The sequence below is a fragment of the Paenarthrobacter sp. NPDC091711 genome (assembly GCF_044756605.1).
Taxonomy (GTDB): domain Bacteria; phylum Actinomycetota; class Actinomycetes; order Actinomycetales; family Micrococcaceae; genus Arthrobacter.
This window is the reverse complement of the sequence record NZ_JBIVTF010000003.1, coordinates 194,277-216,911: the sequence shown is the minus strand read 5'-3', so window position 1 is coordinate 216,911 and position 22,635 is coordinate 194,277. Positions and strand designations below refer to the sequence as shown.

The following is a 22,635-nucleotide window of genomic DNA, read 5'->3' as shown; positions in this document are numbered from 1 at the left end:
ATTCAATGGTAGAACGTGTGCCAAGCAACATCATGCGGTGATACAACTCTCTTAACCGACCGACCGATCGTTCTGTGGTCGAGAGTTCCCATAAGACCCCTGTGAGAAGTACCGAGGACGCTATGCCAACGATGTCATCTGCCCGCCGCTCCCAATGGCCTGTCTGGCTCTGCTGGCTGGCCATGGTGCTGGACGGCTTCGACCTCGTGGTGCTGGGCACCGTCATCCCAACCCTTATCAAGACCGGCGAACTGGGTTTTGACGCGTTCGGGGCAACCTTCGCCGCCACCATTTCCTTGGTGGGCGTGGGCCTTGGTGCACTCTTTATCGCGCCCCTCTCGGACAAGTTCGGACGCCGCAAACTGCTGATCGCCTGCGTCGGAAGCTTCTCACTGTTCACCATCGGGGTTGCCTTTGCCCCGAACGTGGCAGTCTTCTCCTTGCTTCGCATGTTGGCCGGGCTCGGCTTGGGCGCCTGCCTCCCCGCCGCCTTGGCGTATATCAACGACTACGCTCCAGCCGGATCAGCCGGCAAATCCACCACCCGGACTATGACCGGCTATCACGTGGGCGCTGTAGCAACGGCACTTCTGGCAATTTTCATCGTTCCGAACTGGCGCCTCATGTTCGTCATCGGCGGCGTTGCCGGGCTGGCACTCCTGCCCTTCCTGTGGGCCAAACTCCCGGAATCACTCCCTGAGGTTGCCTCCGCCAAGGCTGGTTCGGCAGAAGCCGGCAAGCGAAAGCCGAGCGAACCCGCAAACGCGACCAACGCCGTCGTGAGTTCAACGGCCACCAAACCAAAGACGGGCTTCCGCGACCTTTTGCAGAAGCCGTATCCCAAAGTTGCCGTGGGGATTGGCATCGCCTCGTTCATGGGGCTGCTGCTGGTCTACGGCCTAAATACATGGCTGCCGCAACTGATGGCCGCGGCCGGATACCCCGTCAGCACCGGGCTTACCCTGCTGCTGGTTCTGAACCTCGGTGCCGTTGCTGGGCTTTTCCTTGCCGGAATCCTTGCCGACAAACACGGGACCAAAAAGATCGTGCTCATGTGGTTCGGGTTGTCCGCCGTGTTCCTGGCCATTCTGAGCGTCAAGATCCAGAACGAGTTCCTGCTCAACGCTGCCGTGTTCGTCACCGGCGTCTTCGTCTTCAGCTCACAGGTGCTGGTCTACGCCTGGGTCAGCCAACTCTTCCCGCCCCGCCTCCGTGGAACCGCGTTGGGATTCGCAGCCGGGGTGGGCAGGCTCGGCGCGATCGTCGGGCCTGCAGTGACAGGTACCTTGGTTGCCGCGAACATCGCCTACCCTGCCGGCTTCTACGTGTTCGCCGCCGCCGGGCTGTTGGCCGTAGCCGCACTGTTCCTCGTGCCGCATGCGGTCAAGACGGCCGATACCGGCGTACCGGTAGAGCAGTAGACGCCAAGGGAGCGCTGAACCTAAGCCTGCGCGCTGGGTCCTAAAGCCAGGCCCGGTGGCTAAATCCTAAAAAGGAGTCCGTGGCCCTGTGCAGAGCGACTCCCGTGCTTTCCCCAGTAACTGAGGCCCTGCAGCAAAGCAGCGGTCCGTGGAGTTTTGAAGAGCCGGGAATGCTCGGATGGCTGAGTCGAAGTGGTCTTCCCTGATCATCCGTTCGATGGCGCGGCACTGGTCCTCTGTCTCCAGGGCTCCCACCATGGCCGAGGAAATCTTGAGGCTCAGGATGGCGTCCATGCTGGCATCGGCGTTGTGCCCGCACAGTCCGCTGGAGATCCTGAGCATCCGGTCCGGCAGCAGGGACAGGTAGTCGGCGAGAAAACCGAGCACCGGAGCTGAGCCTCCCAACTCGTCAGCCAACTCTTGAAGGCGGCACGGTTCCAGCACAGTAGCCTCGACCGCGGGGACCTGGCCCTCACTCACCGTTTGCTGCCTGGGGAGCTGCGGCGCCTTCTGACGCTGTCTTGGTGGGGTTTTTGGGGTCTTTGGTCCAGATGGAGGCGAGCATTCCGATGACCAGGATGGCGGGTGCGCCGTACATGAGGGTGTTCATGACGATGGGTTCGCGGAGGGTCCGGATGGCGTTGCCGATGTGGGGGATGGTGGCGATTTGCTTGTCGACGGTGGTGCCTTGGAGGGTGGCGATCCAAGGGTCGATGCCGTTGTTGGCGTCGCCTTTGGTTTGGACTGCGATGCCTCCGTCGGCCGTGGTGGTGATTTCGGTGATGCGGTGGGTTTCCACTCGTTGGTCTTCGACGGGGATGTGGTAGGTGATGATGTCGCCTACTTTGACGTCGGTGATGGGGGTGGGGACGGTGACGACGACGTCGCCCGGGTTGATCAGTGGTGCCATGGATCCGGTGAGCATGGTGGAGGTTTGGTAGCCCAGGATCCGCGGCCCGATGGCCAGGAACAGGAACACCAATGCGCCCAGGATCAGCAGGCCCACACCGATGCCCCTGACCACTTTGCCGGCAACCCTGCGGAATGAGCTGGTCGTTGCCGGGGTAGTCGTCTCGCCTGCGGCGATCGTTCCAGCTGCGTTCGCTCGAGATCCGTTAGATCCAAGGGCGGTGGCAGCATCCGCTGGAATAACGACGGCGACACTAGCCGCCCGGGCGGAACGCCGGCCGTGGACTGCGGGTTCGTTGATGCTGGTGGTGATAGTGCTCATGATCTGGCGTTCCTTCCTCGTGGGGCGGCAGCTTGTTGGGTGAAGCTGCGGAGTTGCTTGGGTAAATACCGGCGGACCTGATCGGGCAGGGGGGCGCCCGACCAGGCCCGGCGGGGCTGGTGGTGTTGCTGCGATTGCTTGGAGGTTCTGCGCTTACTTGGTGGTTTCGGTGCGCTGGGTGCCGGTGAAGGCGAAGGCGATGGTGGAGGTAGCGCCCTGGAAGTCGTTGTTCGCGGTGGTGGGGAACGCGGTGGTGACCTTGAGGTTGTCGGTCTTGGCCGAGGTCAGGGAGGTGAGGTTGGCCAGGGCTTTGTTCGCTGCGATCACGGGGCCGGAGGCCAGGACGGTGCTGCGGGTGCCGGTGCAGTTGTAGGGTGCTGTGGCGCCGGTCCAGGCAACGGAGCAGTTTTCGATGGTCAGTTGCAGGCCGTTGGTGGCGTCGGTGGTGAGCAGGGAGCCCGTGGCGCCGGCGGAGGTGGTGAGGGTGACGTTGTTCAGGTCTGAGTTGCCGGTGTTGGCCAGGGTGACGAGTTTTTCGACCTTGTCGCCGGGCAGCAGGCCTGCGACGGGGACGTTGAGGGTGTTGGCCGGTCCGGGTGCGCCCAGGGCGATGGTGACGGTTCCTGCGGTGACGGCCTGGGAGGCGGAGGTGGAGGAAGTGAACGCGCCGTAGGTGCCCATGCCGGCGACGGCGGCTGCGGTGCCGACCAGTGCGACCGAAGCGAGGATCTTGCCGGAGGTGGTTTTGAGGCTGATGGCCATGGGGATCAGTTTCCTTTCGGGAGGCCACCGTGAGACCGGCCGGCCGTTTCTTTCAGCCTGTGTGGCTGACAAGAACTACTGTGCCGGGCCTGGATCAAGAACAAATCCTGCATACCCGCAGCACTTCCTCAGGAAAACCTCAAGACTCCCGCAGGCCAACCAAGCAGGCCAATCGAGACTCCCGCAACCCAATCGAGCAGCCCAATCGAGCAGCCCGATCGAGCGATTCAGAAAGCGCTTCAGCCCCCATGTGCAACACTTCATGATGCACATGCACGGCCGATGGAAGGGCGAAACAAATGCCAATGTGGTTACAGGCCTTGATGTGGGGAACGCTGGCCGGCGGCGCCTTGGTCCTCGGGGCGGGCATAGCCTGGATCTGGAAAGTACCGCCCAAACTCGTGTCCACGGTGATGGCTTTCGGCGCCGGCGTTTTGATCTCGGCGCTGGCGTTTGAACTGGTTGATGAAGCAGTGGAGGGCGGCGGGCTGCTCCCCACCATCTTGGGTTTCCTCCTGGGCGCCGTGATCTTTGTGGGCTCAAACGTCCTGCTGGCCAGGGCGGGAGCCAAGCATCGAAAACGTTCGGGAGGCACTCAGCCGTCAGAGAAGGACTCTCCCGGAAGCGGCACGGCCATCGCGGTGGGTGCCCTTATTGACGGCATTCCGGAATCGGTGGTCCTGGGCGTTGGTCTTCTCGCCGGTGGAGCAGTGAGTCCGGCCATGCTCGCTGCGGTCTTCATTTCAAACGTCCCGGAGGGTCTGTCCAGCACGGCAGGGATGAAGAAAGCCGGGCGCAGCCCCGCCTACGTCTTTGGTACATGGGCCGGCATTGCAGTGTTCAGCGGGCTTGCCGCACTGCTGGGATACACCGCACTGGAGAATGCTCCAGAGAGTGTGATCGCGTTCATCACCGCCATTGCCGCGGGCGGGATCCTGGCCATGCTTGCCGACACCATGATCCCCGAGGCGTTTGAGGAGCACCACAACCTGACCGGGCTAACGGCCGCCGTGGGCTTCCTGAGTGCATTCACCATCCATCACGTAGGCGGCTGACTCCCCCGATTTCACAGCCAATGGGCCGAGTACACAGTAGATGGCCCGAGACGAGCGAACTACGACAGTAGCCGAAGCATTGGCAAGGCAACCGCCGTCGAGATTGCCATGGCGGCAGTGTTGCCGATGACCGGATGGAAGCCGGCTGGCAGCCGTGCGGATATTGCCCGGGCCAGTGGCGGCGCGAGGACGGCTCCCAGCACGGCCCCACCGAGCATTCCCTGCCACGACCCCTGGTACGCGAGGACTGCCGCCGGAGCAACCGACACCACGGAGGCGTACGTAGCCGCCCACCCGCCGTCGCGGTACCAGCCCCGCCAGAGAGTGACGCCAATGGCCGAGGTCAATGCTTGGGCAAACAGAAGGTGCGGCAGCAGACCCGTCCCGTACGACGGCAGACCCGGGTTGAGGACAAATGCCACGGCCACCGCCAGGATCAGACAGGCACCCGCGAGTTCGTTGGCGAAAAAGTGAGTTTCCGTGAAGTCCTTGAGTACCCGGCGGGCGGCCCAGGCGGCGTCGGCCGCGATGTTCCGGTTGAGGCCCGACGGCGGCCGTTCGGCTTGCGTCGCCGGGCGAACCTCCCAGGCCTCCCGCAAAATGAGCCACGGCAGCCGCCGGGCGATCAAGAACGAGATGACCGAGCCCACTGACATTGCGAGCACGCATGCCACCACGGGCGGCAGGCCAAGAGGTGCAGAGAGGGTAGGGATGAAAAGCAACGCCAACGGTGTGGTGGTGGCTGCCCCCAGGACCGCGCCCGTGATGCAGGTCCTCCACCCCGTGCCGTAGAGAAGGACCATGGCGGGAGCAACGCAGACGAACGGCACGAACGTGGGCTGCCACCCGTCGTCGAGCGCCCAACCGAACACCAGGTTGGACAGCATCAAACTCATCGACGCAGAAGCCAGGACCCAGGGCCACAGCCCCGAACTGTAGCTGAGAGTGCCTGCCCATCCGGCGCCTCGTCGGCCAACCCACCACGCGGCCGCGGCACCTGCGAGGAGTCCGAGCGCGGCGAGATCGGACTTGTAGAACAGGGGTTCGGTCATGTCGCCGAGGAACCAGCGCAGGGCGGCCAGAGGGGAATCAACGGTCTCTTGAGCCCAGGCTGCGTAGCCAGGACCCACCCGTGGCGAGTGCTGCGCAAGCATGTGGAGGAGAAGTGCGAACACGCCGACGACGGCCACCACTCCGAACGATCCCAAGGCAGTACCAGCGGCGGAACGTTCGAGCGAGGGTTCCGGCTGATTTTCCGACCGAGTTCCCTGCTGCTTTTCCGAGTGAGGGGTGGCGTTGTCGGCTGCGAAAGAGTGCGTCATTGGGGCCCTATGCGTGCGGAGTGGCGTGGCTCTGAGCAGCTTAACGGACCTCCGGATGCGGCCTGCAGCCGCGGCGCTGCGGGGGATTTGTGACCGACGAGCGGGTTCGTAAACCGGCCGACCTCATGGAGGAAACCCAACCGCCCACGCTCACCCTTAGTGGGTGATCTTTCTATCCAATCGTCACCGATCCCCTGAAGGCACGCGCACTTAGGCGCATGCGAATCGAGAATGGAGTTGTGGTCCTACCGGGGCCGAACGAACGATGGGAAAGACACCATGAGCTTTTTGGAATCGTTGTGGAGCATCATTGTTGCATTCTTCTTCATTGCATATTTGATCCTTCTTTTTCAGATCATTTCCGATCTTCTCCGCGATAAAGCCCTGAGTGGTGGCATCAAAGCATTGTGGATCCTGTGCCTGTTCGTGGCTCCCTTTATTTCCGCCTTGATCTACGTCATCATGCGCGGGAAAGGCATGGCTCTGCGTGGTGAGATGCGGGTCCGGGAATCGGTTGAGGAGGCGGAGAACTACATCCGCGAAGTCGCCGGGGCCCAAACACCCACACAGCAAATCGAAGCGGCCAAAGCGCTGCTTGCTGCTGGCGATATTAACGAAGCCGAGTACGCTCGCCTCAAGGAGATCGCTTTGGCCTGATCCGGGCTGCGGTCCGCCATTCACGTACGGCCGAAAGGGACCGCATGACGCGATTGAAGGCATTCCCGCTCCTGGAAGGCGGACCGTTCAGATTCGGGCTCATCGCGGCTCTCGGTGTTCTGGTTGCCTTGGCTTTGGGCTCAGCCGTCATCACGCTGCGGTATTCGCTGACCTTGATCTTTGCCGCGCTCTTCATCTCCCTTGGCCTCTATCCTTTGGTTCGTTGGCTGGAACGCTGGAAACTTTCCCGCGGTGGCGCAGTGTTGGCCGTAGCAGTTGGCTTCCTGGTGGTGGTAGCCGTGCTGATCCGCTTTATTGTCCCGATTCTGGTGGAGGAGGGCGCCGCGCTCATTCGGGTACTTCCCTCCAGTTTCGACGCCGTGGGAGACCAGGAATGGTTCCGTGATTTCAACGGTTCGCTGGGTGGGGCGTTGACCCCGCTGCTGGAATGGCTGGAAACCTCGGCAGCGGATCCCAATGTGTGGCTCGCTATTGGCGGTGGCGCAGTGCAGGTGGGCTACAACGTGGTCAATGGCGCCTTTGCCGTGGTGTTCGTAGTAGTCCTGACGCTTTACTTCGTGGCCGGCCATGAGGTCATGAAATCGAGCCTTTACGCACTGATTCCAGCCTCCCGGCGGGAATCATTCGCGGATATTTCCGAAACAATTATTGCGTCAGTGGGTAAATACCTGAGCGGCATGTCAATTCTTGCCCTCCTCAACGCGATCTTCACCTTTATTGTCCTTTCCGTTGCCGGGGTGAGGTACGCCGCAGTGCTCGCGGTCCTGGCATTCCCCATCACCCTCATACCCCTGGTTGGCAGCGCGATCAGCACCGCAATCATCACTGTGGTTTCGCTGTTCACGTCTCCGGCAACAGCGGTGGTGGTTTTCCTCGTGATGCTGGTCTACATGCAGGTGGAGGCCTACATTCTGACTCCCCGGGTGGTGGGGAAAGCGATCAGCATCCCCGGCTCCCTGGTCCTCATTGGGGCCATGGTGGGCGGGACGCTCCTGGGGCTGTTGGGAGCACTGATAGCGTGCCCCACCACAGCCTCGATTCTGCTGATCATCAAAAAGGTGGTCATACCGCAGCAGAACGCCAAGTAGCGCGGCATGCAAGAACTACTGCGCAGTTTCCAAGAACTACTGCACGACGCCGATGCTGTCGCCTTGATCTTGTTGGCGCTCCACATCGTGCTCGGATCAATCGCCGCAGTGATGGTCTCAGCCAATAGACGGCCGTCCTCAGCCATTGCCTGGGTGCTGGCGATCATCTTCATCCCCTATTTGGGAATGGTGGCGTTCCTGCTGGTGGGCCGCGGCAAACTTCCCAAGGCCAGGAGGGAGAAGCAGCGCGCCGTTAACGAGCTCATGCTGGCACGGACGCCTGGCCTCTCAGCAGTGAGCCACAGTGAGGACTGGCCCGCCTGGCTGCGATCCGCCGTCGAACTTAACCTCAGGCTTGGCGCGCTGCCCATGGTGGGCGGCAACCGGGCCGAATTACTGGAGGACTACAAGGGATGTTTTGATCGCATGATCGAGGACATCGACGCCGCCACGGAGTACGTGCACGTGGAGTTCTATATTTTCGCGTTGGACCACACCACGGAGCCGTTCTTTGACGCCATGGCCAGGGCTTGCCGGCGGGGCGTAGCCGTCCGGGTCCTTTTCGACCATTTGGCGGCGGTCCGCGATCCCACGTACAAGGACATGCTGCGGTCCTTTGACGGGATGGGCGCTGAATGGCATGCCATGCTCCCCTTGCGTCCCTTCAAAGGGCAATGGCAGCGCCCGGACCTGCGCAACCACCGCAAGCTGATGGTGGTGGACGGCAGGGTGGGTTACACGGGATCACAGAACCTCATTGATGCGTCGTATAACAAGAAAAGCAACATCAAACGGGGTCTCCAATGGCACGAATTGATGGTGCGGCTGGAAGGTCCAGTGGTTCGGGAACTGGACGCAGTGTTCGTCACTGATTGGTACAGCGAATCCGAGATCCTGCTGCCACTGGACACATCCCCCGTGGTCCTTGGTTCCGCGCCCGAACTCATCGACGCCCAGGTCCTTCCCAGCGGCCCCAGCTTCGACAATGACAACAACCTCAAGCTGTACACCACGCTGATCTACAAGGCCGAGCATCGCGTCAGCATTACCAGCCCCTACTTCGTGCCGGACGAGGCCATCCAGCTGGCCATCATCACCGCGGCCTCCCGCGGCCTCAACGTGGAGCTCTTTGTCTCTGAAGTGGGCGACCAAGCCATGGTCTACCACGCACAGCGTTCCTACTACGAGGTACTGCTGCGGGCCGGCGTACGGATCTACCTGTACAAAGCCCCGCAAGTCCTGCACGCCAAGCACTTCACCGTGGACTACGACGTCGCGGTGATCGGTTCGAGCAACATGGATGTCCGATCCTTCAGTCTCAACATGGAAGTCTCCGTGCTGGTCCACGGACGCTCCATAGTGGACCAAATGCGCGCAGTGGAAGACAGTTACCGCGCCGCCAGCACCGAGTTGCTGCTGGAAGATTGGCTTCGGCGGCCTGTTGGCCACGTAGCCCTGGACAATCTGGCGCGGCTGACGTCTTCGCTTCAGTAGCTGCTCACACGCTTCTGCTCACGCATACTTAGCGCTGCGGGGCCAAGTCAGTCATCCAACTGCAGATACCAGGTCACTCCGGCGCTGATTGCCCGGCCCAGCAGCAGTGAGAACGCTATGGCAATGACCACTGCGAACTCAGTGGACAGTCCCGGCAGCAGCCCGGAGAGGGCACCAATGCCCACGGAGTACGCGGACCAGAGGATGCCTGCAGCCACTGAATACAGGATGAACCGTCCCCGTGGAACCGGTGTGATGGCACTGGCCACGTTCATGGTCAGCCGCCCCATCGGAACGAACCTGGACGTCAGGACCCACGAGGCTGCGTGCTTGGCCAACCGCTCCCGGGAGGCGTGCAGGGCTTTTTGAGTGCGGTGGCCTTGGAGGATCTTCCAGTTGGCCATATCCCGGCGGCGGACCAGTTCGTAGGCGCCCACGTCCCCGGCCACGGCACCGGCAAGCATGGCTGCCACCAACAGGAACCCGTTGGGAAGGTTATCCGTGGCTGAGAGTGCGCCCAATGCCACAAACAATGACGTTGTGGGAATTGGCGGGAAGATGGCCGAGAACGCAACAAAGATTGCTCCCAGCGGGTAGACCCACCCGGAGTCCGCGGCACTCATGATGTCCTTGAAAGCCTGCATGGTGAAACCCCTCTCCCGGGCCTCGTCCAAGCGTCTCACGGCCGCCAGCTTCATCCTTACGTCCTGTGGCCGCCACGCGGATCGCCTTTACCGGGTGAATCCTCGATGCCCCGCCCCTACACTGAAGGTGTGGACGACCAAGGTGGTACCCGCCCGGACCTCTTGAGCCTGAAGCCAACTCCGGTCCCCCGGCCGCCCTTGGTCCTGCTGGCTCGCTCCCGACTCATGGCCACGCTTGACTGCGCGGCAGACGCCGTCCTGATCTGCGCCCCCGCAGGGTATGGAAAAACGGTGCTTTTGACCCAATGGTTGGAAGGCCAGCCGCATAACGTGGCGTGGCTTAGCCCCGACCAACACAACAGGAAAGCGATGTGGCCCGCCATATTGCAGGCCCTCCGGCGATGCCCCGCCATTGCACCGGACACTTTGGGGCGATTTTCCGGAATCGAAGACAGTGCTACTGATGTGTTGGGCGATCTCACCCAAGTATTGGCTGCAACAGGCACCACTGTTCGTCTGGTGATCGACGGCGTGGACGGATTTGCTCCGGATGAACGTGATTACTGGATTCCCGCCCTGCTCAACCACGCGGGTCAGTCCCTTCAACTGGCATTGGCTTTCCGGGACAACTCCGCCGTTGACCCAGGACCCGCCCGTCTGAGCGGACGCGTGGTTGAGTTGCGCACCCAAGACCTGGCCTTCACCCTGGAGGACATCAACGTGCTGGCCGCGAAGACAACCACCCTGATGGGGATGCAGCAACAGCGTGAGCTTTTCAGGCAGACCGCGGGGTGGCCGGCCTGCGTAGTCCTCACCATGCGTTACTTGCGTGAAGCCGCCAATCCCGATGCTCCCTTGGGAGACCTTGCTGCCAACAACCGGCAGCTCTCCGATTACCTGGACCAGGAGATCTTCCGTGCTCTTTCCTATGAGGAGCGGCATGTCCTTTCCAGCACCAGCGTGTGCCGGGTGGTGGTCGCCGCGCAGGCCAACACCCTTGCAGGCAACAGGAACGCCGGAAACGTCCTCTCCGGCTTGGCCGATGACCGCGGAATCGTGGAGTCGGCCGGGAGCGGGCGGAATGTGTTCCTGGTTCACCCCCTGATCCGTGCGTACTTCAGGGCCGGGCTGGCCCGGAAGCAGCCTGACGAGCTACACCGCTTCAGCCGGATCGCAGCTCAGTGGCATGAGCGTGCCGGCGAGCCTGCTTCGGCGCTCAGGCACGCCATGGATTCCGCGGATAACCAGCTGATCGGTGGAATCCTTGAACGGCACGGCGCAGCGCTCTTGGGATCGGGTGAAGTCATCAATGTCCGCCGGGCCATCACGGCTTTGCCGGACGCCCTCTTCGCTGTGAGCCCCAAGCTCTGCGTGGTTGCCGCGCTGGCACACGTGGAAAGCCGTCAGCCCACCACCGCTTCCCGCTATATGGCGGCGGCAAACCGAATCCGGGCTGATGATTCACCTGCCGAGCTCCGCGAGTTGCAGGCGTTGGCGAAAGCACGCCTTTCCTGGTTCAGCGACGGGTGGGAAGGCCAGAACCCTCAGGCCACCGTGGAACACGCTGCGCTCCAATTTTCGAGGCAAAGCAGTGTTCGCATCGAGGCGAGGATGGTGTCGGTCACTGCCGCCTTGGTGGAGGGCAGGTATGGAACTGCGGAGAACGAAGCTTCCGCGGCCCTGATCGAAGCCACGGAGGCAGGCAACGCCTACCTGGCCGGCAAGGTCTACCTGAAACTCGCCGCCATTCATTCACTGCAAGGTCATCTTCGCCGTGCCTGTGAAGCTCTGCGCCTGGCCGAGGAAAAGCTGCCAGCACACCTGTGGACGGCCGGCGTCGGCAGGTCCGTTGGAGCCCTGATGCATGCCTCGGCTGCGCTTCTCCGCGCCGACCCGGCGGAGGCCCTGCTGTTCGCCGGAGCTGGTCTTGCGGATCTCGGACAACTCGGTACTTCCTCCAAGGGAGTCGGAGCAGCCGTGCGAACCACGTTGGACATAGTCACCGCATGCGCACATTTGGATTCCGGGGACAGACGGAATGCTTTGGAGGGACTCCGGCAAGCCAGGCTCCGCATCAGCAGGGATCACGTCTTTGCCCACCCACTGGCCGCATGCATCGCAGTCCTTGAGCACACAGCTGCTCTGGGACTGGGCCATGCTGATCACGCCCGCGAAGTTTTGGAGTGGGCCGAGGAACGTCTTCCAGGAACGGGTGAACTTTGCCTCCTGCGCGCCCAGGGACCGGCCGGGATCAGTCGGTTCGACGCCGCCCTTGACCGTCTCAGGCCGCTGCACACCGGTGCGGCGAAGCCAGTTCTGGAATGGACCCGGATCCACGTGAACGTCCTGGAATGTTCCATTGCCCTCCGGACGGGACGGCGGACACAGGCCGGAAAGCTCCTGGAGGAAGCCCTCACTACAGCCGACGAATTGGATGTGCTCCGCCCCCTGGCCATCGCACCCCAGGAAGTGATGGATCTTCTGGTGGAAAGGGTGGGCGCCTGTGGACCTCATGAAGCACTTGCCCAGCGCCTTCTTGCTTTACGGCCTCCCACCGATGCCCGGCGAGCGCAGTCGTTGACTCCCCGGGAGCGTGAGGTCCTCACTCTTCTTCCGTCGCACTTGTCGCAGGAACAGATGGCCTCGGAACTCCACTTGTCCGTGAACACGGTGAAGACCCACATTCGCATTATCTATTCCAAGCTCGGGGCCGGTTCGCGGCACGATGCGGTGGCAGCGGCCTATAAGAGCGGATATCTACCCTAGCCGTGACCTCGGTAAACTCCCATCACTCACCTGTTTGGGGTGACCCTCCGGCGGGAACCCGGATCTAGTCTGAAAGAATGCTGGCCAAAGATCCTACGGGTTGCCAAAGGCACTCATGACAGACGTCACCGTCACGTTGCTGGTGCTCGTCGCGGTGATCGCTGCGTTCGTGTGGAACCGCCTGCCAGTGGAAGTGGTGGCCCTCGGAGCGGCCCTGGCCTTGTACGGAACAGGCATTGTGGGGTTGGACGACACGTTCGCCGGTTTCGGAAGCGGGACCGTGGTGCTGATTGCTGCGCTGTTCGTGGTGGCGGAGGCCATTGATGCCGCCGGCGTTACTACGTGGTTGGGAAGCCTGCTGATCAGGTTTTCGGGGACGAGCCGCACCCGGCTGATGGTGTTGATGATGGTCCTCACGGCTTTGCTGACGGCACTCATCAGCGTCAATGGGGCAGTGGCCGCGTTGCTTCCCATGGTGGTGGTGCTGGCGGTTCGACTTGGCCGGCGTCCCTCCGAGCTTCTGATGCCCATGGCTTTCGCCGCGCATGCGGGATCGTTGTTGATCCTGACCGGTTCACCTGTAAACATCCTCATTCTCAACGCGGCGCTGGAAACCACCGGAACCGGGATCGGGTTCTTCGAGTTCGGGCTGGTGGGACTTCCGCTGTTGTTGGGAACCATCGGCCTGACGCTGTGGCTGGGACCCAGGCTTTTACCTGCCAGGACCCCGGAAGCACTCCCGAAGGATCTGGGCTCCCATGGTGAGACGCTCATGAACCATTACTTGGGTGGCGATGGGCTGAGCCGGCTCAGCATTCCGGCCGGTTCGGCTTTGGTGGGCCAGCCTGTGGCGTGCCTTCAGGACGAGCACGACGGCGGCCACCTCCACCTCATCAGCGTGCAGGGGTCGGACGGCAAGCCGTCCGGGAACACCGTGTTTGAACAGGGCGATGAGATTGTGGTGCGCGGTGGTCAGCCGACCATTGACGCCCTGGCAGCCCGGCATGGCCTGAAACAGGACGACGACGCCACGTGCGGTCTCATCAGCAGCAGCTACGGAGTGGCCGAGGTTGTGGTTCCGCCCCGGTCGAACCTCGTTGGGACGCAGGCTTATCCCGGCATGGTGACGGACAGCGGCCACCTGGTGGTGTTGGCTCATCACCATCCGGGTGAGCCGGAATCGTCCGGACCCACTCTCATCACCGCCGGTGACAGGCTGCTTCTTCAAGGAACCTGGCCGGCTTTGGACCAGCACACCGTGGATCACAACGTCTTGCTGGTGGACTCGCCGGAAACCATCCGCAGGCAGACCGTCCCGCTGGGGCCGCGTGCCACACCGGCGCTGATCGTCGTCGGCATCATGGTGATCCTGCTGGCCACCAACCTGGTTCCCGCGCCGGTGGCCGCCGTCCTGGCTGCACTGGCCATGGTGGTACTCCGCGTGGTGACTGTTCAGCAGGCCCACCGTTCCATGGCATGGACCACCCTCATCCTGGTGGTAGGAATGATCCCGCTGTCCACCGCGATCACTACAACGGGCACCGCTGAGATCCTGGCCGAAGGCATGGTCTCGGTGGTGGGAGGTGGCGGACCTTTGTTGTTGCTTGTTGGGCTCTTCGTGGTCACCGCCGTCCTGGGGCAGTTGATCAGCAACACCGCCACGGCGCTGATCATCATCCCCATCGCCCTCTCTGTGGCCCAGGAATCATCCATCAACCCTTACGCCGTTCTGATGTGCGTTTCGGTGGCTTCCTCGGCTGCCTTGCTGACGCCGGTGGCCACTCCGGCCAACATGATGATCATGCAGCCGGCGGGGTATCGCTTCGGCGATTACTGGAAGTTCGGGCTGGCGATCATGGCCCTCTACGCTGCCGTGGCCATTCTGTTGGTACCAGTCTTCTGGCCGCTGCATACCTAGCACCCCGGTAGCCAGCACCCGAGGACCAGCACCCGGTAACCAGCACCCGTTCAGAACCAGAAACCAAGGATCGGAGGTCATCCACCGAAGCAAAGCCTGTACACCGTTCCGTCAACCCCGCTGTGAGGTATTCAAACGCCCCCTTCCCTGAGGACGGGCAGAGCACACCAGGAGCACAACATGGCCAGTGACCACACCACTACAGAAACCCCACCACCCGCTAAGGCGGCTTCATGGCTGCCCCTGATCGTGGTGGTCCTCACCCAAATCCAGGCTTCGTTCGCCGTGAACGCCTTGACGGTTTCAATGCAGGGCATCACCACCGACCTGGACACCGCAGCAACATCCGTGGGCACTGCCATCACTGCCGGAACGTTTTCGATGGCGGCTTTCATCCTGTTGGGAGCGAAGTTGGGCGCCCGGTTCGGAACGCGCAAGGTGTTCCAGATCGCCGTCGCCATCCATGCGGCCGCCATGGCGGGTGTGGCACTGAGCCTCAGCCCTGCCATGCTGTTCATAGCCCAGGCTTCTTCGGGCGCTGTCATTGCCCTGATCGCACCCGCCCTCACGGTCTTTATCGCCACGAATTACAAGGACCAGCAGCAGGCCAAGGCCATTGGCCTCCTGGCCGCTGCCATCCCGGCAGCTGGTGTCCTGGCCCTCCTGATTGCCGGGTGGTTCGCTACCACCATCGGCTGGCGCTACTCGTTCGGCCTCATGGTGGTCCTCGGCGCCATCAACCTGCTGCTGAGCTTCAAGCTCAAGACCGTCCCGGCGCAACCCTTGCTGAAGATCGACTGGACCGGCTCGATCATCGCCGCAGTGGCCGTCATCCTGCTGAGCTTCGGATTCAGTGGCCTGTCCGCTTGGGGTACTTGGTTCGCCACCAGCCAGGCACCCTTCGACATCCTGGGACTCTCGCCCGCGCCGCTGCTAATCCTTCTCGGAGCAATAGCCGGACAGCTGTTCTTCATGTGGATCCGGAAACGCCAGGATGCCAAACTGCCGCGCATCTTTGACCTCAGGGTTCTCGCCTCAAGCTCCGAGCTCGCGGTCACTGCCTGCATGGCCATCATGTTGTTCGTCGGAACGGCCGCGAACTTCCTGATCCCCCTGTACATGCAGATCGTGCAGGGAAGGTCCAGCATTGAGACCTCGTTCTCGATCATCCCCTACACCTTGTCCATCTTCCTCGCGAGCACCTTTGTGGCGTTCCTGTACGACAAATTCCCGCCACGTGTCATCGCCCAAGGCGGCTTTGTTGTGGTGGCCGGTGCGCTGGTCCTGCTCGCCTTCACCATCCGCAACGACTGGGGCCAGCTCTTTGTGGTGCTCGGCCTGATCCTGCTGGGGCTCGGCCAAGGCGCAATCGTCGCACTGGTATTCAACACTCTGCTCAGCGCGGTTCCGCGCGAGTTGGCCGGCGACGTCGGTGCCTGGCGCGGGCTGGTCCACAATCTCTCCGGCAGTGTGGGCATCGCCGTAGCGAGCGCGTTCGCCGTCGGAATGCTCTCCTCGCTCATCGCCAGCGGCGCCGCCGCGCATCCGGAAGTGTCCCAGGAGTTGATTTACAAGGTGAACGTCAACGAGGCCGACTTCCTGACGAACGCCCAAGTGGAAGGGGTTATCGGCGATCGGGTGAGCAGCCCTTCAGAGCTGGCGGCCGCGATCGAAGTCAACGAGGAAGCGCGGCTCCGCGCCCTGCAGATCTCGCTCCTTGGATTGTCCGGGCTTGCCTTGCTGGCGATTGTCCCGGCGGGTCGTATGCCCGGCCGGATGAAGGGCGATCTGCCTGAGCAACTTGAACCGGACGATCCGGACGCCATTCCGGAACCGTCCACAACCCGGGCATCCACAGCGGTACCTACATCAACAGAACGGGCGAAACGGTGAACCACGAACCTTACAAACTGATCCCTGAAGGTTTTACGGCTGTCCCTTCCCTTGAGGGTGACGAACCTGCGCTGCACTTCGTGGACGGTTTCGATCAGCTCGATGCTATCGGCGTGCTGGTCCCCTTCGAAGGCGACGTCCCGGCGTCGGTCGGACTGCACCGGGAAACGCTGGAGAGTGCGGGCTTTGACGGCAAACCCGGAACCACACTGCAGTTGGCCAACGCCTCGGGCACGCTGGTTGTTGCCGTCGGTGGCGGCAAGCCGGGCTCGCTTGACGCTGATGGCTGGCGCAAAGCTGCCGCGGCTTTAGTCCGCGCCACCCAACGTCACGCCCGCATAGGGTTCGAGCTCTCCGATACTGCGGGGATCGACGCCGAACACTTGGGCCAGGTTCTGGCGGAGGGGGTACTGCTGGCGCGCTACAGCTACGAAACACTCAAAAGCAAGAGCGAACTGAAAGCACTGCGCGAGGTGCAGTTCCTTGCCCCGGGCATCGACAGGGAGGCCGCGGACCGGGGGCTGACCGAGGGTCGTGTGAGGGTGCGGGCCACCACCATAGCCCGCGATTTGTGCAACGCACCGCCCAGCCACCTCACGGCCGCGGGTTTGGGTGAGGTGTCCCGGGAACTCGGCAAACGGTTCGGTTTCGCAGTGGAGGAGTTCAACAAGGAACAACTCATCGAACTCCGGTGCGGCGGCCTCCTCGGCGTGAACGCCGGCAGCGCCCAGGAACCCCGCATGATCAAACTCAGCTACGAGCCTGACGGCTCCCCCACCGGCCACCTCGGTTTGGTGGGCAAGGGCATCATGTACGATTCCGGCGGTGTCAGCCTCAAACCCAGCGACCCCATGCACCTGCTCATGAAAATGGACATGGGCGGGGCGGCAGCGGTTCTCGCCGTCTTCACCGCCCTCCGCGATCTGGGCTGCAAGGCCGCCGTTACCGGCTTCCTGATGTGCACGGACAACATGCCCTCCGGCTCGGCGTACAAGTTGGGCGACGTCCTCACCACCCGCAGCGGCCTCACCATTGAGGTGAAGAATACCGACGCCGAGGGTCGCCTGGTGATGTGCGATGCCCTGACGTTGGCCGTGGAGGACGAGGTGGACGGGATTGTTGATATCGCCACCCTCACCGGTGCTGCCCTGATGTCCCTGGGACAACTCACCGCTCCGGTGTTCGGGAACGATCAACGCTTGGTGGACCGTGTGCTCGAGTCCGGCAGCCGTGCTGACGAGCAAGTGTGGCAACTACCTTTGGAACGGGCCTACCGTCCCCAACTGGATTCCGATGTTGCCGACATCTCCAATCTGGGCGGACCCTACGCGGGTTCCACCACAGCTGCCTTGTTTCTGGCCGAGTTCGTGGGAGAGACTCCCTGGGCCCACATCGACATTGCCGGCACCATGCAATCCGACAAAGACGACGCATGGCGAAGCAAAGGGGCCACAGGCTTCGGCACCCGTCTTCTGATCGATCTGGCACTCGGCTACTCAGGGCTCTGACTGCCCGGGGCTCTACCTGCCCGGGGCTCTGCCTGCCCGGGGCTCTGCCTGCCCGGGGCTCTGCCTGCAGACAACAAGGAGGCCCCCACTCTGCAGAACTGCAGAGTGGGGGCCTCCTGTGCTTGGGGCAGTTACGCCTTCTTGCGCGTGACCAGTCCCCAGATGATGAGGACCAGCAGTGCGCCACCGATGGCAAGCAGCCAGGTGGAGAGCGACCAGAACTCGTTGATGCCCACCTTGAAGAGTGCGCTGCCAATCCAGCCACCCAGAACGGCGCCTACGATGCCGAGGAGGATGGTGGTGATCCAGCCGCCACCCTGCTTACCGGGCATGATGGCCTTTGCGATGGCGCCGGCAATCAAGCCCAAAATGATCCAACCGATGATTCCCATTTTTCATTCTCTCTTTCATAAAGGAGGCCCCAGTTCGGCATAAGGACGCATGCCGCTATCTGCCTGATTGTTGGCTACCAGCTGAGCCGTCGGAGCATACCGACGGCTTGGCTGGCAGACGGCCTGCCGGCCGGATTGGGGTCTGTCATAGCATGAAGCACCATGGACCAGCGCCGCCGCACCGTGCCGGGAATTCGGGGTTCCCCAAGAGTCCTTGCCACCATGGACTCCAGGGGAGGGCCTGGGAACGCTTTGGTTCCCGTCAGGCATTCGAGGGCAACCAAGCCCAGTGAGTAGATATCGCTGGCTGTTGTGGACGTTCCGCCGCACACCTCTTCGGGGCTGAGGTAATGCGGGGTGCCCGAGGAAGAGTTGGGCGCCGAGTACCGTCCGTTGAGAGCAATTCCGAAGTCTGCCAGCTTCGCGATTCCAGGCCCATGCGGGTCCGAATCGAAGTCCACGAGGATGTTGCCGGGCTTGATGTCGTTGTGAACAATTCCCCTGCGATGAACATGGGCCAAGGCTCGGGCAACATCAGTCATCCACGCAGCCGTTTGTTCCATCGAAGCGGGCCTGTCCTGCATGATCCCTCGCAGGTCCTTGCCGCCCACCAGCTCCATCACCACGTAATTGCGGCTTTCCTGGTTGTGGCCAGCGGCTGGGTCAGCAGAGTCGCCGATGGCTCCGTTATCTCCGGTGTCTCCGCAGCGTCCCGAGTTCAGAACCCTGACGATGTTCTTGTGCCTCAGGCGCCCATGGATATCGAGCTCCCGCCGAAAAGGGGCGTTATCCGTGGAGTCGGTTGACCTGAAAATCTTGACCGCTACCGCACTGCCGGTTTCCAGGTCCAAGGCCTCGTTGACGTACGCCTCCGAGCCTCCGCCCAGTTGGGCACCGAGCCGGTAACGACCTCCAAGAACCACATCCGGTTGGCCAGTGTTGGCCCGTGCAGCTGTCGTCCCGCGTTCAGTCGCCGCCTCGCGATCAGTCGCCGCCCCGCCTTCAGTCGCAGGCTTACGTTCAGTGCAGACGGCCCCGCGATCAGCGCGGACGGCCGCCCGTTCCAGGAGAGTCACTGAAGGAGGGAGTCGATTTCGGCGCCCGGGACTCCGGTCACCTCGGCCAGAGCGCGAGGGTCGACACCGGCGTCGACCGCTTTTTTGAAAGCCAGTTCCAGCGTGTTCTGGGCAATTTCCAGTTCGTGCTGCAGGCTCTGGCGGCGGAGAGCCGCGATCCATACGCCGCTCACGGGATCAAGGGCGTCGATGTCCATGCGGAAACCGCACCCGCAGGCCCACTCTGGCCAGATCGGTTCCACCGAGACCCACTGCATGGCGTCGTAGGATGGTCCGGCGGAGATGGCCATATGGGATCCGCAGTGGACGGGTCCCTGAGGGATAACCTGTTCCGTGACAATGTCCACGGTGTTTTCAGCCACTGGTGTGGAGCTAGGTTCACGCAGCGCGACTGTCATCGTTCTCTCCCACACATTTACTAGTAAGTAGCTTGGCTATCTAGTTATATGTGTACTTACTACTTAAAGTCCAGCCGGGGTTACGTGGCCACGCTGTCAACCGCGCCGCGCATACGCCTGAGGAAGTCCACCACCACTGCCGATTCCTCGGGATTGAGGGTCCCCGCAACCTCCATCATCTGGGTATGCATATCGCCCAAAGTGCTGCGGACCTCCTGGTCCGATCCCGGGGTGGGCTTGAGAATAAGTGCGCGACGATCAGTGGGATGCGGTTCGCGGGTGACATATCCGGACCTGACCAGCCGGTCCACCAATGACGTCATGGAAGCGGAGGTCATCCCCAGCCGCACCGTCAGCTCCTTGGGCCCAACGTCCCTTCCGGCACGCTCAGCCTCCAGCAGATACCTCAGTGCAAGGAGATCCGTTTCGCCCATGCCCATGGCAGCCTGGGTTCGTCGCCGCATGTCAGCTTCGGCCGAGCGGTAGTCCCTGAGGGCATTCAGGACGTCCACGGCGCCCATCTGCTTGCGGCTTTCCAGCCCGTACCAATAGCCCTGACGTTCACTTTTGTCGCTCATCACCAGTCCTTTGGTAGACATGTATCTCGCTTGTCTAACCAATCGATACTAGGTGATTTGTTCCCGCGGTGCTGACAACCTCAGTTTGCTGTGGCGCTATTCACGCGGTTCAGCTGCCCGCAAGCGCCGCCAAACGGCCGGCGCCACCACCACTGCAACGCCGACGGCGGCACCAATGACGGTTTCGATGATGCGGTCCCGCAGCAGCAAAGCAGGATCCACCGGCGCCGCCAACAGCGTGGCTATCAAGGCCAGCGGCGTCACGAAAACCTGCGCCACCAAGTACTGGCGCGCAATGAACATTTCCGCACCGAACTGGCATGCGGCAATGACCAAGACCATGGCCCACGGCGCCGGATTCAGCCACAAAATGCCGGCCAGCAGCACAAGCCCCACCACCGTTCCGGCGATCCTTTGGATGCCACGGCTCACCCTGTGACGGGTGGAGTGACCCACCAGCGGAACTACAGCCGCCACCATGGCCCAGTAGGTGTGCCCGAACCCGAGCCGCTCCCCCACCAACGTCGCGATGGTTCCTGCCAAACCGGCAGCCACCAAGTAGCCGCCGCCTTCGAGCCAGATTGCCCGGCGCTCAGCTGCGGTGTGCCGGATGGGCGGCGGCCGTTTCCATGGTGTTCTGTGGCTCTTGAGCACGCGCGATGACATACCGATCAGCAGGCAAAAGACCGTGGTCCCCACCGCTACCGCCATGGCTTCCCAGAGAGGAGGCTGCGCGGCGATCGAGGCAATGGCGGCGAAGGCAAAAATGTGAAAGAGCGAGCCGCCGGGACGGAGCCTCCACGCCGCCACCACCACGGAGCACGCGCCAGCCACAAGAGTGGTGGCAGCCGTTAGGAGCCAGGAATAAGCTGCACCGTCGATGCCTCCGGCTTGAGCCAGACGGGCCATGACCGCGGCCAGAAGAATGATGAAAAGCATGAAACCGCCAGCGCGCAACTGGCTCCGGAAACGAACACTGTGAGGCTCATTCCGGCCATAAATTCCAGTGAACGCACCGAACGACGCAAACACGGCCAGGTCCAGCCGCCCCAGCAACGTCAACGTAATCAGCGGAACAAACACACCTATAGCGCAGCGGAGTGCGGGATGGTGGTCCTTGTTTCCGGGACCCATCGTGAACATTTCCGCTACAGCCTTCAAGGGGCAGCTCGCCTTTCGTCGCAGGATCAAACGTACGACGGCGGCGCTGGCGTCCGCTTCAAGGTTACGCCCGGGTTTTTGGGCTACCCCGGAATTGTGGGGGGATAGTGCCCCTCATCACGTGACATTGGGGCTGCAGTGCTTGGCTGTGTGGTGTTTAGCCGTGGGCGGCGAGGATGGTGGAGGCTTCCTGGCGGGTGGTGCCGGAGTCCTGGATGCCGTCGGCGATGTGGGCGAGTTCGGCGGGGATGTCGCGGCCCTTCTTGCGCATCGCGGTGGCCCACAAACGCCCGGCACGGTACGAGGACCGCACCAACGGGCCGGACATGACGCCGAGGAAGCCGATCTCCTGGGCTTCTTCCTGGAGGTCCACGAACTCCTGGGGCTTGACCCACCGGTCCACCGGCAAGTGCCGCTCGGACGGGCGCAGGTACTGGGTGATGGTGATCAGATCGCAGCCGGCCTGGTGCAGGTCACGCAGCGCTTCGGAGATTTCCTCGCGGGTCTCGCCCATGCCCAGGATCAGGTTGGACTTGGTCACCATGCCCAAATCCCGGCCCTGGGTAATCACATCGAGGGAGCGCTCGTACCGGAACGCCGGACGGATCCGCTTGAAAATCCTGGGCACGGTCTCCACGTTGTGCGCGAACACCTCGGGCTTGGAATCACAGATCGCCGCGATGTGCTCGGGCTTGCCGGAGAAATCAGGGATCAGCAACTCCACCCCGGTGCCCGGGTTCAGTTCGTGGATCTTCCGGACCGTTTCGGCGTACAACCACACGCCCTCATCGGCCAGGTCATCACGGGCCACCCCGGTCACCGTGGCGTAGCGCAACTGCATCGCCTGGACACTGCGGGCCACCTTGGTGGGTTCGAACATGTCCACCGGGGACGGTTTACCCGTATCGATCTGGCAGAAATCACAACGCCGGGTGCACTCGGACCCGCCGATCAGGAACGTCGCTTCCTTGTCTTCCCAGCACTCAAAAATGTTCGGGCAGCCGGCCTCCTCACACACCGTGTGCAGGCCTTCCTTCTTCACCAGGTTCTTGAGCTGAACAAACTCCGGCCCCATCTGGACCTTGGCCTTGATCCACTCAGGCTTACGTTCAACCGGGACCGCCGAGTTACGCTGCTCAACGCGCAGCAACTTACGGCCTTCAGGTGCGAGTGTCATGACGTTCCTTCTGGTTTGTTATCAGCAGTCTGTGTGCGGTCCCTTGTGAGGCCCGCTATGCGCCCTTCAAGAG

At 62.4% G+C, this 22,635-nt stretch carries 20 protein-coding genes; 9 read left to right on the top strand and 11 right to left on the bottom strand.

Annotated elements, in window-relative coordinates; genetic code table 11:
- The first annotated feature begins 122 nt into the window (after window positions 1–122).
- On the top strand, window positions 123–1,421 hold the full coding sequence (locus ACIQH5_RS06775; RefSeq protein WP_400401431.1) for an MFS transporter: 1,299 nt from the start codon (window positions 123–125) through the stop codon (window positions 1,419–1,421).
- Between the two features lie 66 nt (window positions 1,422–1,487).
- Here ACIQH5_RS06775 and ACIQH5_RS06770 read toward each other — a convergent pair whose 3' ends face one another.
- The 3 genes from ACIQH5_RS06770 to ACIQH5_RS06760 all read right to left on the bottom strand — a co-directional run bounded on the left by ACIQH5_RS06770 (window position 1,488) and on the right by ACIQH5_RS06760 (window position 3,414).
- On the bottom strand, window positions 1,488–1,901 hold the full coding sequence (locus ACIQH5_RS06770; protein ID WP_400401429.1) for an Hpt domain-containing protein: 414 nt from the start codon (window positions 1,899–1,901) through the stop codon (window positions 1,488–1,490).
- Window positions 1,894–2,652, bottom strand: coding sequence for a signal peptidase I (locus tag ACIQH5_RS06765; protein WP_400401427.1), 759 nt, complete (start codon window positions 2,650–2,652; stop codon window positions 1,894–1,896). The genes ACIQH5_RS06770 and ACIQH5_RS06765 overlap by 8 nt, the downstream gene beginning before the upstream one ends.
- 153 nt (window positions 2,653–2,805) lie before the next feature.
- Window positions 2,806–3,414 (bottom strand): TasA family protein, encoded by a 609-nt coding sequence (locus ACIQH5_RS06760; protein ID WP_344763160.1) that lies wholly within the window; start codon window positions 3,412–3,414, stop codon window positions 2,806–2,808.
- 299 nt (window positions 3,415–3,713) lie between these two features.
- Between ACIQH5_RS06760 and ACIQH5_RS06755 the strand changes: the two genes are divergently transcribed.
- Window positions 3,714–4,469: a ZIP family metal transporter gene (locus ACIQH5_RS06755; protein ID WP_400401424.1), complete on the top strand. Its 756-nt coding sequence runs from the start codon at window positions 3,714–3,716 to the stop codon at window positions 4,467–4,469.
- Between the two features lie 59 nt (window positions 4,470–4,528).
- Here ACIQH5_RS06755 and ACIQH5_RS06750 read toward each other — a convergent pair whose 3' ends face one another.
- Window positions 4,529–5,791 carry a hypothetical protein gene (locus tag ACIQH5_RS06750; protein ID WP_400401422.1) on the bottom strand — a complete coding sequence of 421 codons (1,263 nt, stop codon included), beginning with the start codon at window positions 5,789–5,791 and terminating at the stop codon, window positions 4,529–4,531.
- A 279-nt stretch (window positions 5,792–6,070) separates the two neighbouring features.
- On the opposite strand from ACIQH5_RS06750, the gene ACIQH5_RS06745 reads away from it, so the two are divergent.
- From ACIQH5_RS06745 to cls, 3 genes are read left to right on the top strand one after another with little or no spacing between them, the layout of a single operon-like run.
- Window positions 6,071–6,448: a hypothetical protein gene (locus ACIQH5_RS06745; RefSeq protein WP_062066051.1), complete on the top strand. Its 378-nt coding sequence runs from the start codon at window positions 6,071–6,073 to the stop codon at window positions 6,446–6,448.
- A 44-nt stretch (window positions 6,449–6,492) separates the two neighbouring features.
- On the top strand, window positions 6,493–7,557 hold the full coding sequence (locus ACIQH5_RS06740) for an AI-2E family transporter (RefSeq protein WP_400401421.1): 1,065 nt from the start codon (window positions 6,493–6,495) through the stop codon (window positions 7,555–7,557).
- A 6-nt stretch (window positions 7,558–7,563) separates the two neighbouring features.
- Window positions 7,564–9,051, top strand: coding sequence for a cardiolipin synthase (cls, locus tag ACIQH5_RS06735; protein ID WP_400401420.1), 1,488 nt, complete (start codon window positions 7,564–7,566; stop codon window positions 9,049–9,051).
- A 47-nt stretch (window positions 9,052–9,098) separates the two neighbouring features.
- Here the strand turns inward: cls and ACIQH5_RS06730 are convergent, their stop codons facing one another.
- Window positions 9,099–9,734, bottom strand: a complete 636-nt coding sequence (locus ACIQH5_RS06730; protein ID WP_400401418.1) for a DedA family protein — start codon at window positions 9,732–9,734, stop codon at window positions 9,099–9,101.
- A gap of 90 nt (window positions 9,735–9,824) precedes the next feature.
- Here ACIQH5_RS06730 and ACIQH5_RS06725 point away from each other — a divergent pair, with 90 nt between their 5' ends.
- The 4 genes from ACIQH5_RS06725 to ACIQH5_RS06710 all read left to right on the top strand — a co-directional run bounded on the left by ACIQH5_RS06725 (window position 9,825) and on the right by ACIQH5_RS06710 (window position 17,780).
- The gene (locus ACIQH5_RS06725; protein WP_400401416.1) at window positions 9,825–12,461 is read left to right on the top strand and encodes a LuxR C-terminal-related transcriptional regulator; all 2,637 of its coding nucleotides are present in this window, start codon (window positions 9,825–9,827) and stop codon (window positions 12,459–12,461) included.
- A 115-nt stretch (window positions 12,462–12,576) separates the two neighbouring features.
- Window positions 12,577–14,379, top strand: coding sequence for an SLC13 family permease (locus tag ACIQH5_RS06720; protein ID WP_400401415.1), 1,803 nt, complete (start codon window positions 12,577–12,579; stop codon window positions 14,377–14,379).
- Between the two features lie 180 nt (window positions 14,380–14,559).
- Window positions 14,560–16,272: an MFS transporter gene (locus ACIQH5_RS06715; protein WP_400401414.1), complete on the top strand. Its 1,713-nt coding sequence runs from the start codon at window positions 14,560–14,562 to the stop codon at window positions 16,270–16,272.
- Complete coding sequence (locus ACIQH5_RS06710; RefSeq protein WP_400401412.1) at window positions 16,269–17,780, top strand: leucyl aminopeptidase; 1,512 nt, start codon at window positions 16,269–16,271, stop codon at window positions 17,778–17,780. Before ACIQH5_RS06715 ends, ACIQH5_RS06710 begins: the two co-directional genes overlap by 4 nt.
- Before the next feature lie 131 nt (window positions 17,781–17,911).
- Here ACIQH5_RS06710 and ACIQH5_RS06705 read toward each other — a convergent pair whose 3' ends face one another.
- The 6 genes from ACIQH5_RS06705 to lipA form a co-directional block, all read right to left on the bottom strand.
- Window positions 17,912–18,172, bottom strand: coding sequence for a GlsB/YeaQ/YmgE family stress response membrane protein (locus ACIQH5_RS06705; protein ID WP_062065229.1), 261 nt, complete (start codon window positions 18,170–18,172; stop codon window positions 17,912–17,914).
- Window positions 18,173–18,246: 74 nt separating this feature from the next.
- Entirely contained in the window at window positions 18,247–19,248 is a 1,002-nt protein-coding gene (locus tag ACIQH5_RS06700) for a serine/threonine-protein kinase (RefSeq protein WP_400401411.1), read from the bottom strand.
- Window positions 19,245–19,646, bottom strand: a complete 402-nt coding sequence (locus ACIQH5_RS06695) for a hypothetical protein (RefSeq protein WP_400401410.1) — start codon at window positions 19,644–19,646, stop codon at window positions 19,245–19,247. Before ACIQH5_RS06695 ends, ACIQH5_RS06700 begins: the two co-directional genes overlap by 4 nt.
- Before the next feature lie 80 nt (window positions 19,647–19,726).
- The gene (locus ACIQH5_RS06690; RefSeq protein WP_400401408.1) at window positions 19,727–20,224 is read right to left on the bottom strand and encodes a MarR family winged helix-turn-helix transcriptional regulator; all 498 of its coding nucleotides are present in this window, start codon (window positions 20,222–20,224) and stop codon (window positions 19,727–19,729) included.
- A 96-nt stretch (window positions 20,225–20,320) separates the two neighbouring features.
- Window positions 20,321–21,385, bottom strand: coding sequence for an FUSC family protein (locus ACIQH5_RS06685; protein WP_400401406.1), 1,065 nt, complete (start codon window positions 21,383–21,385; stop codon window positions 20,321–20,323).
- 157 nt (window positions 21,386–21,542) lie between these two features.
- Window positions 21,543–22,562, bottom strand: coding sequence for a lipoyl synthase (gene lipA, locus ACIQH5_RS06680; protein WP_400401405.1), 1,020 nt, complete (start codon window positions 22,560–22,562; stop codon window positions 21,543–21,545).
- Window positions 22,563–22,635: the final 73 nt, after the last annotated feature.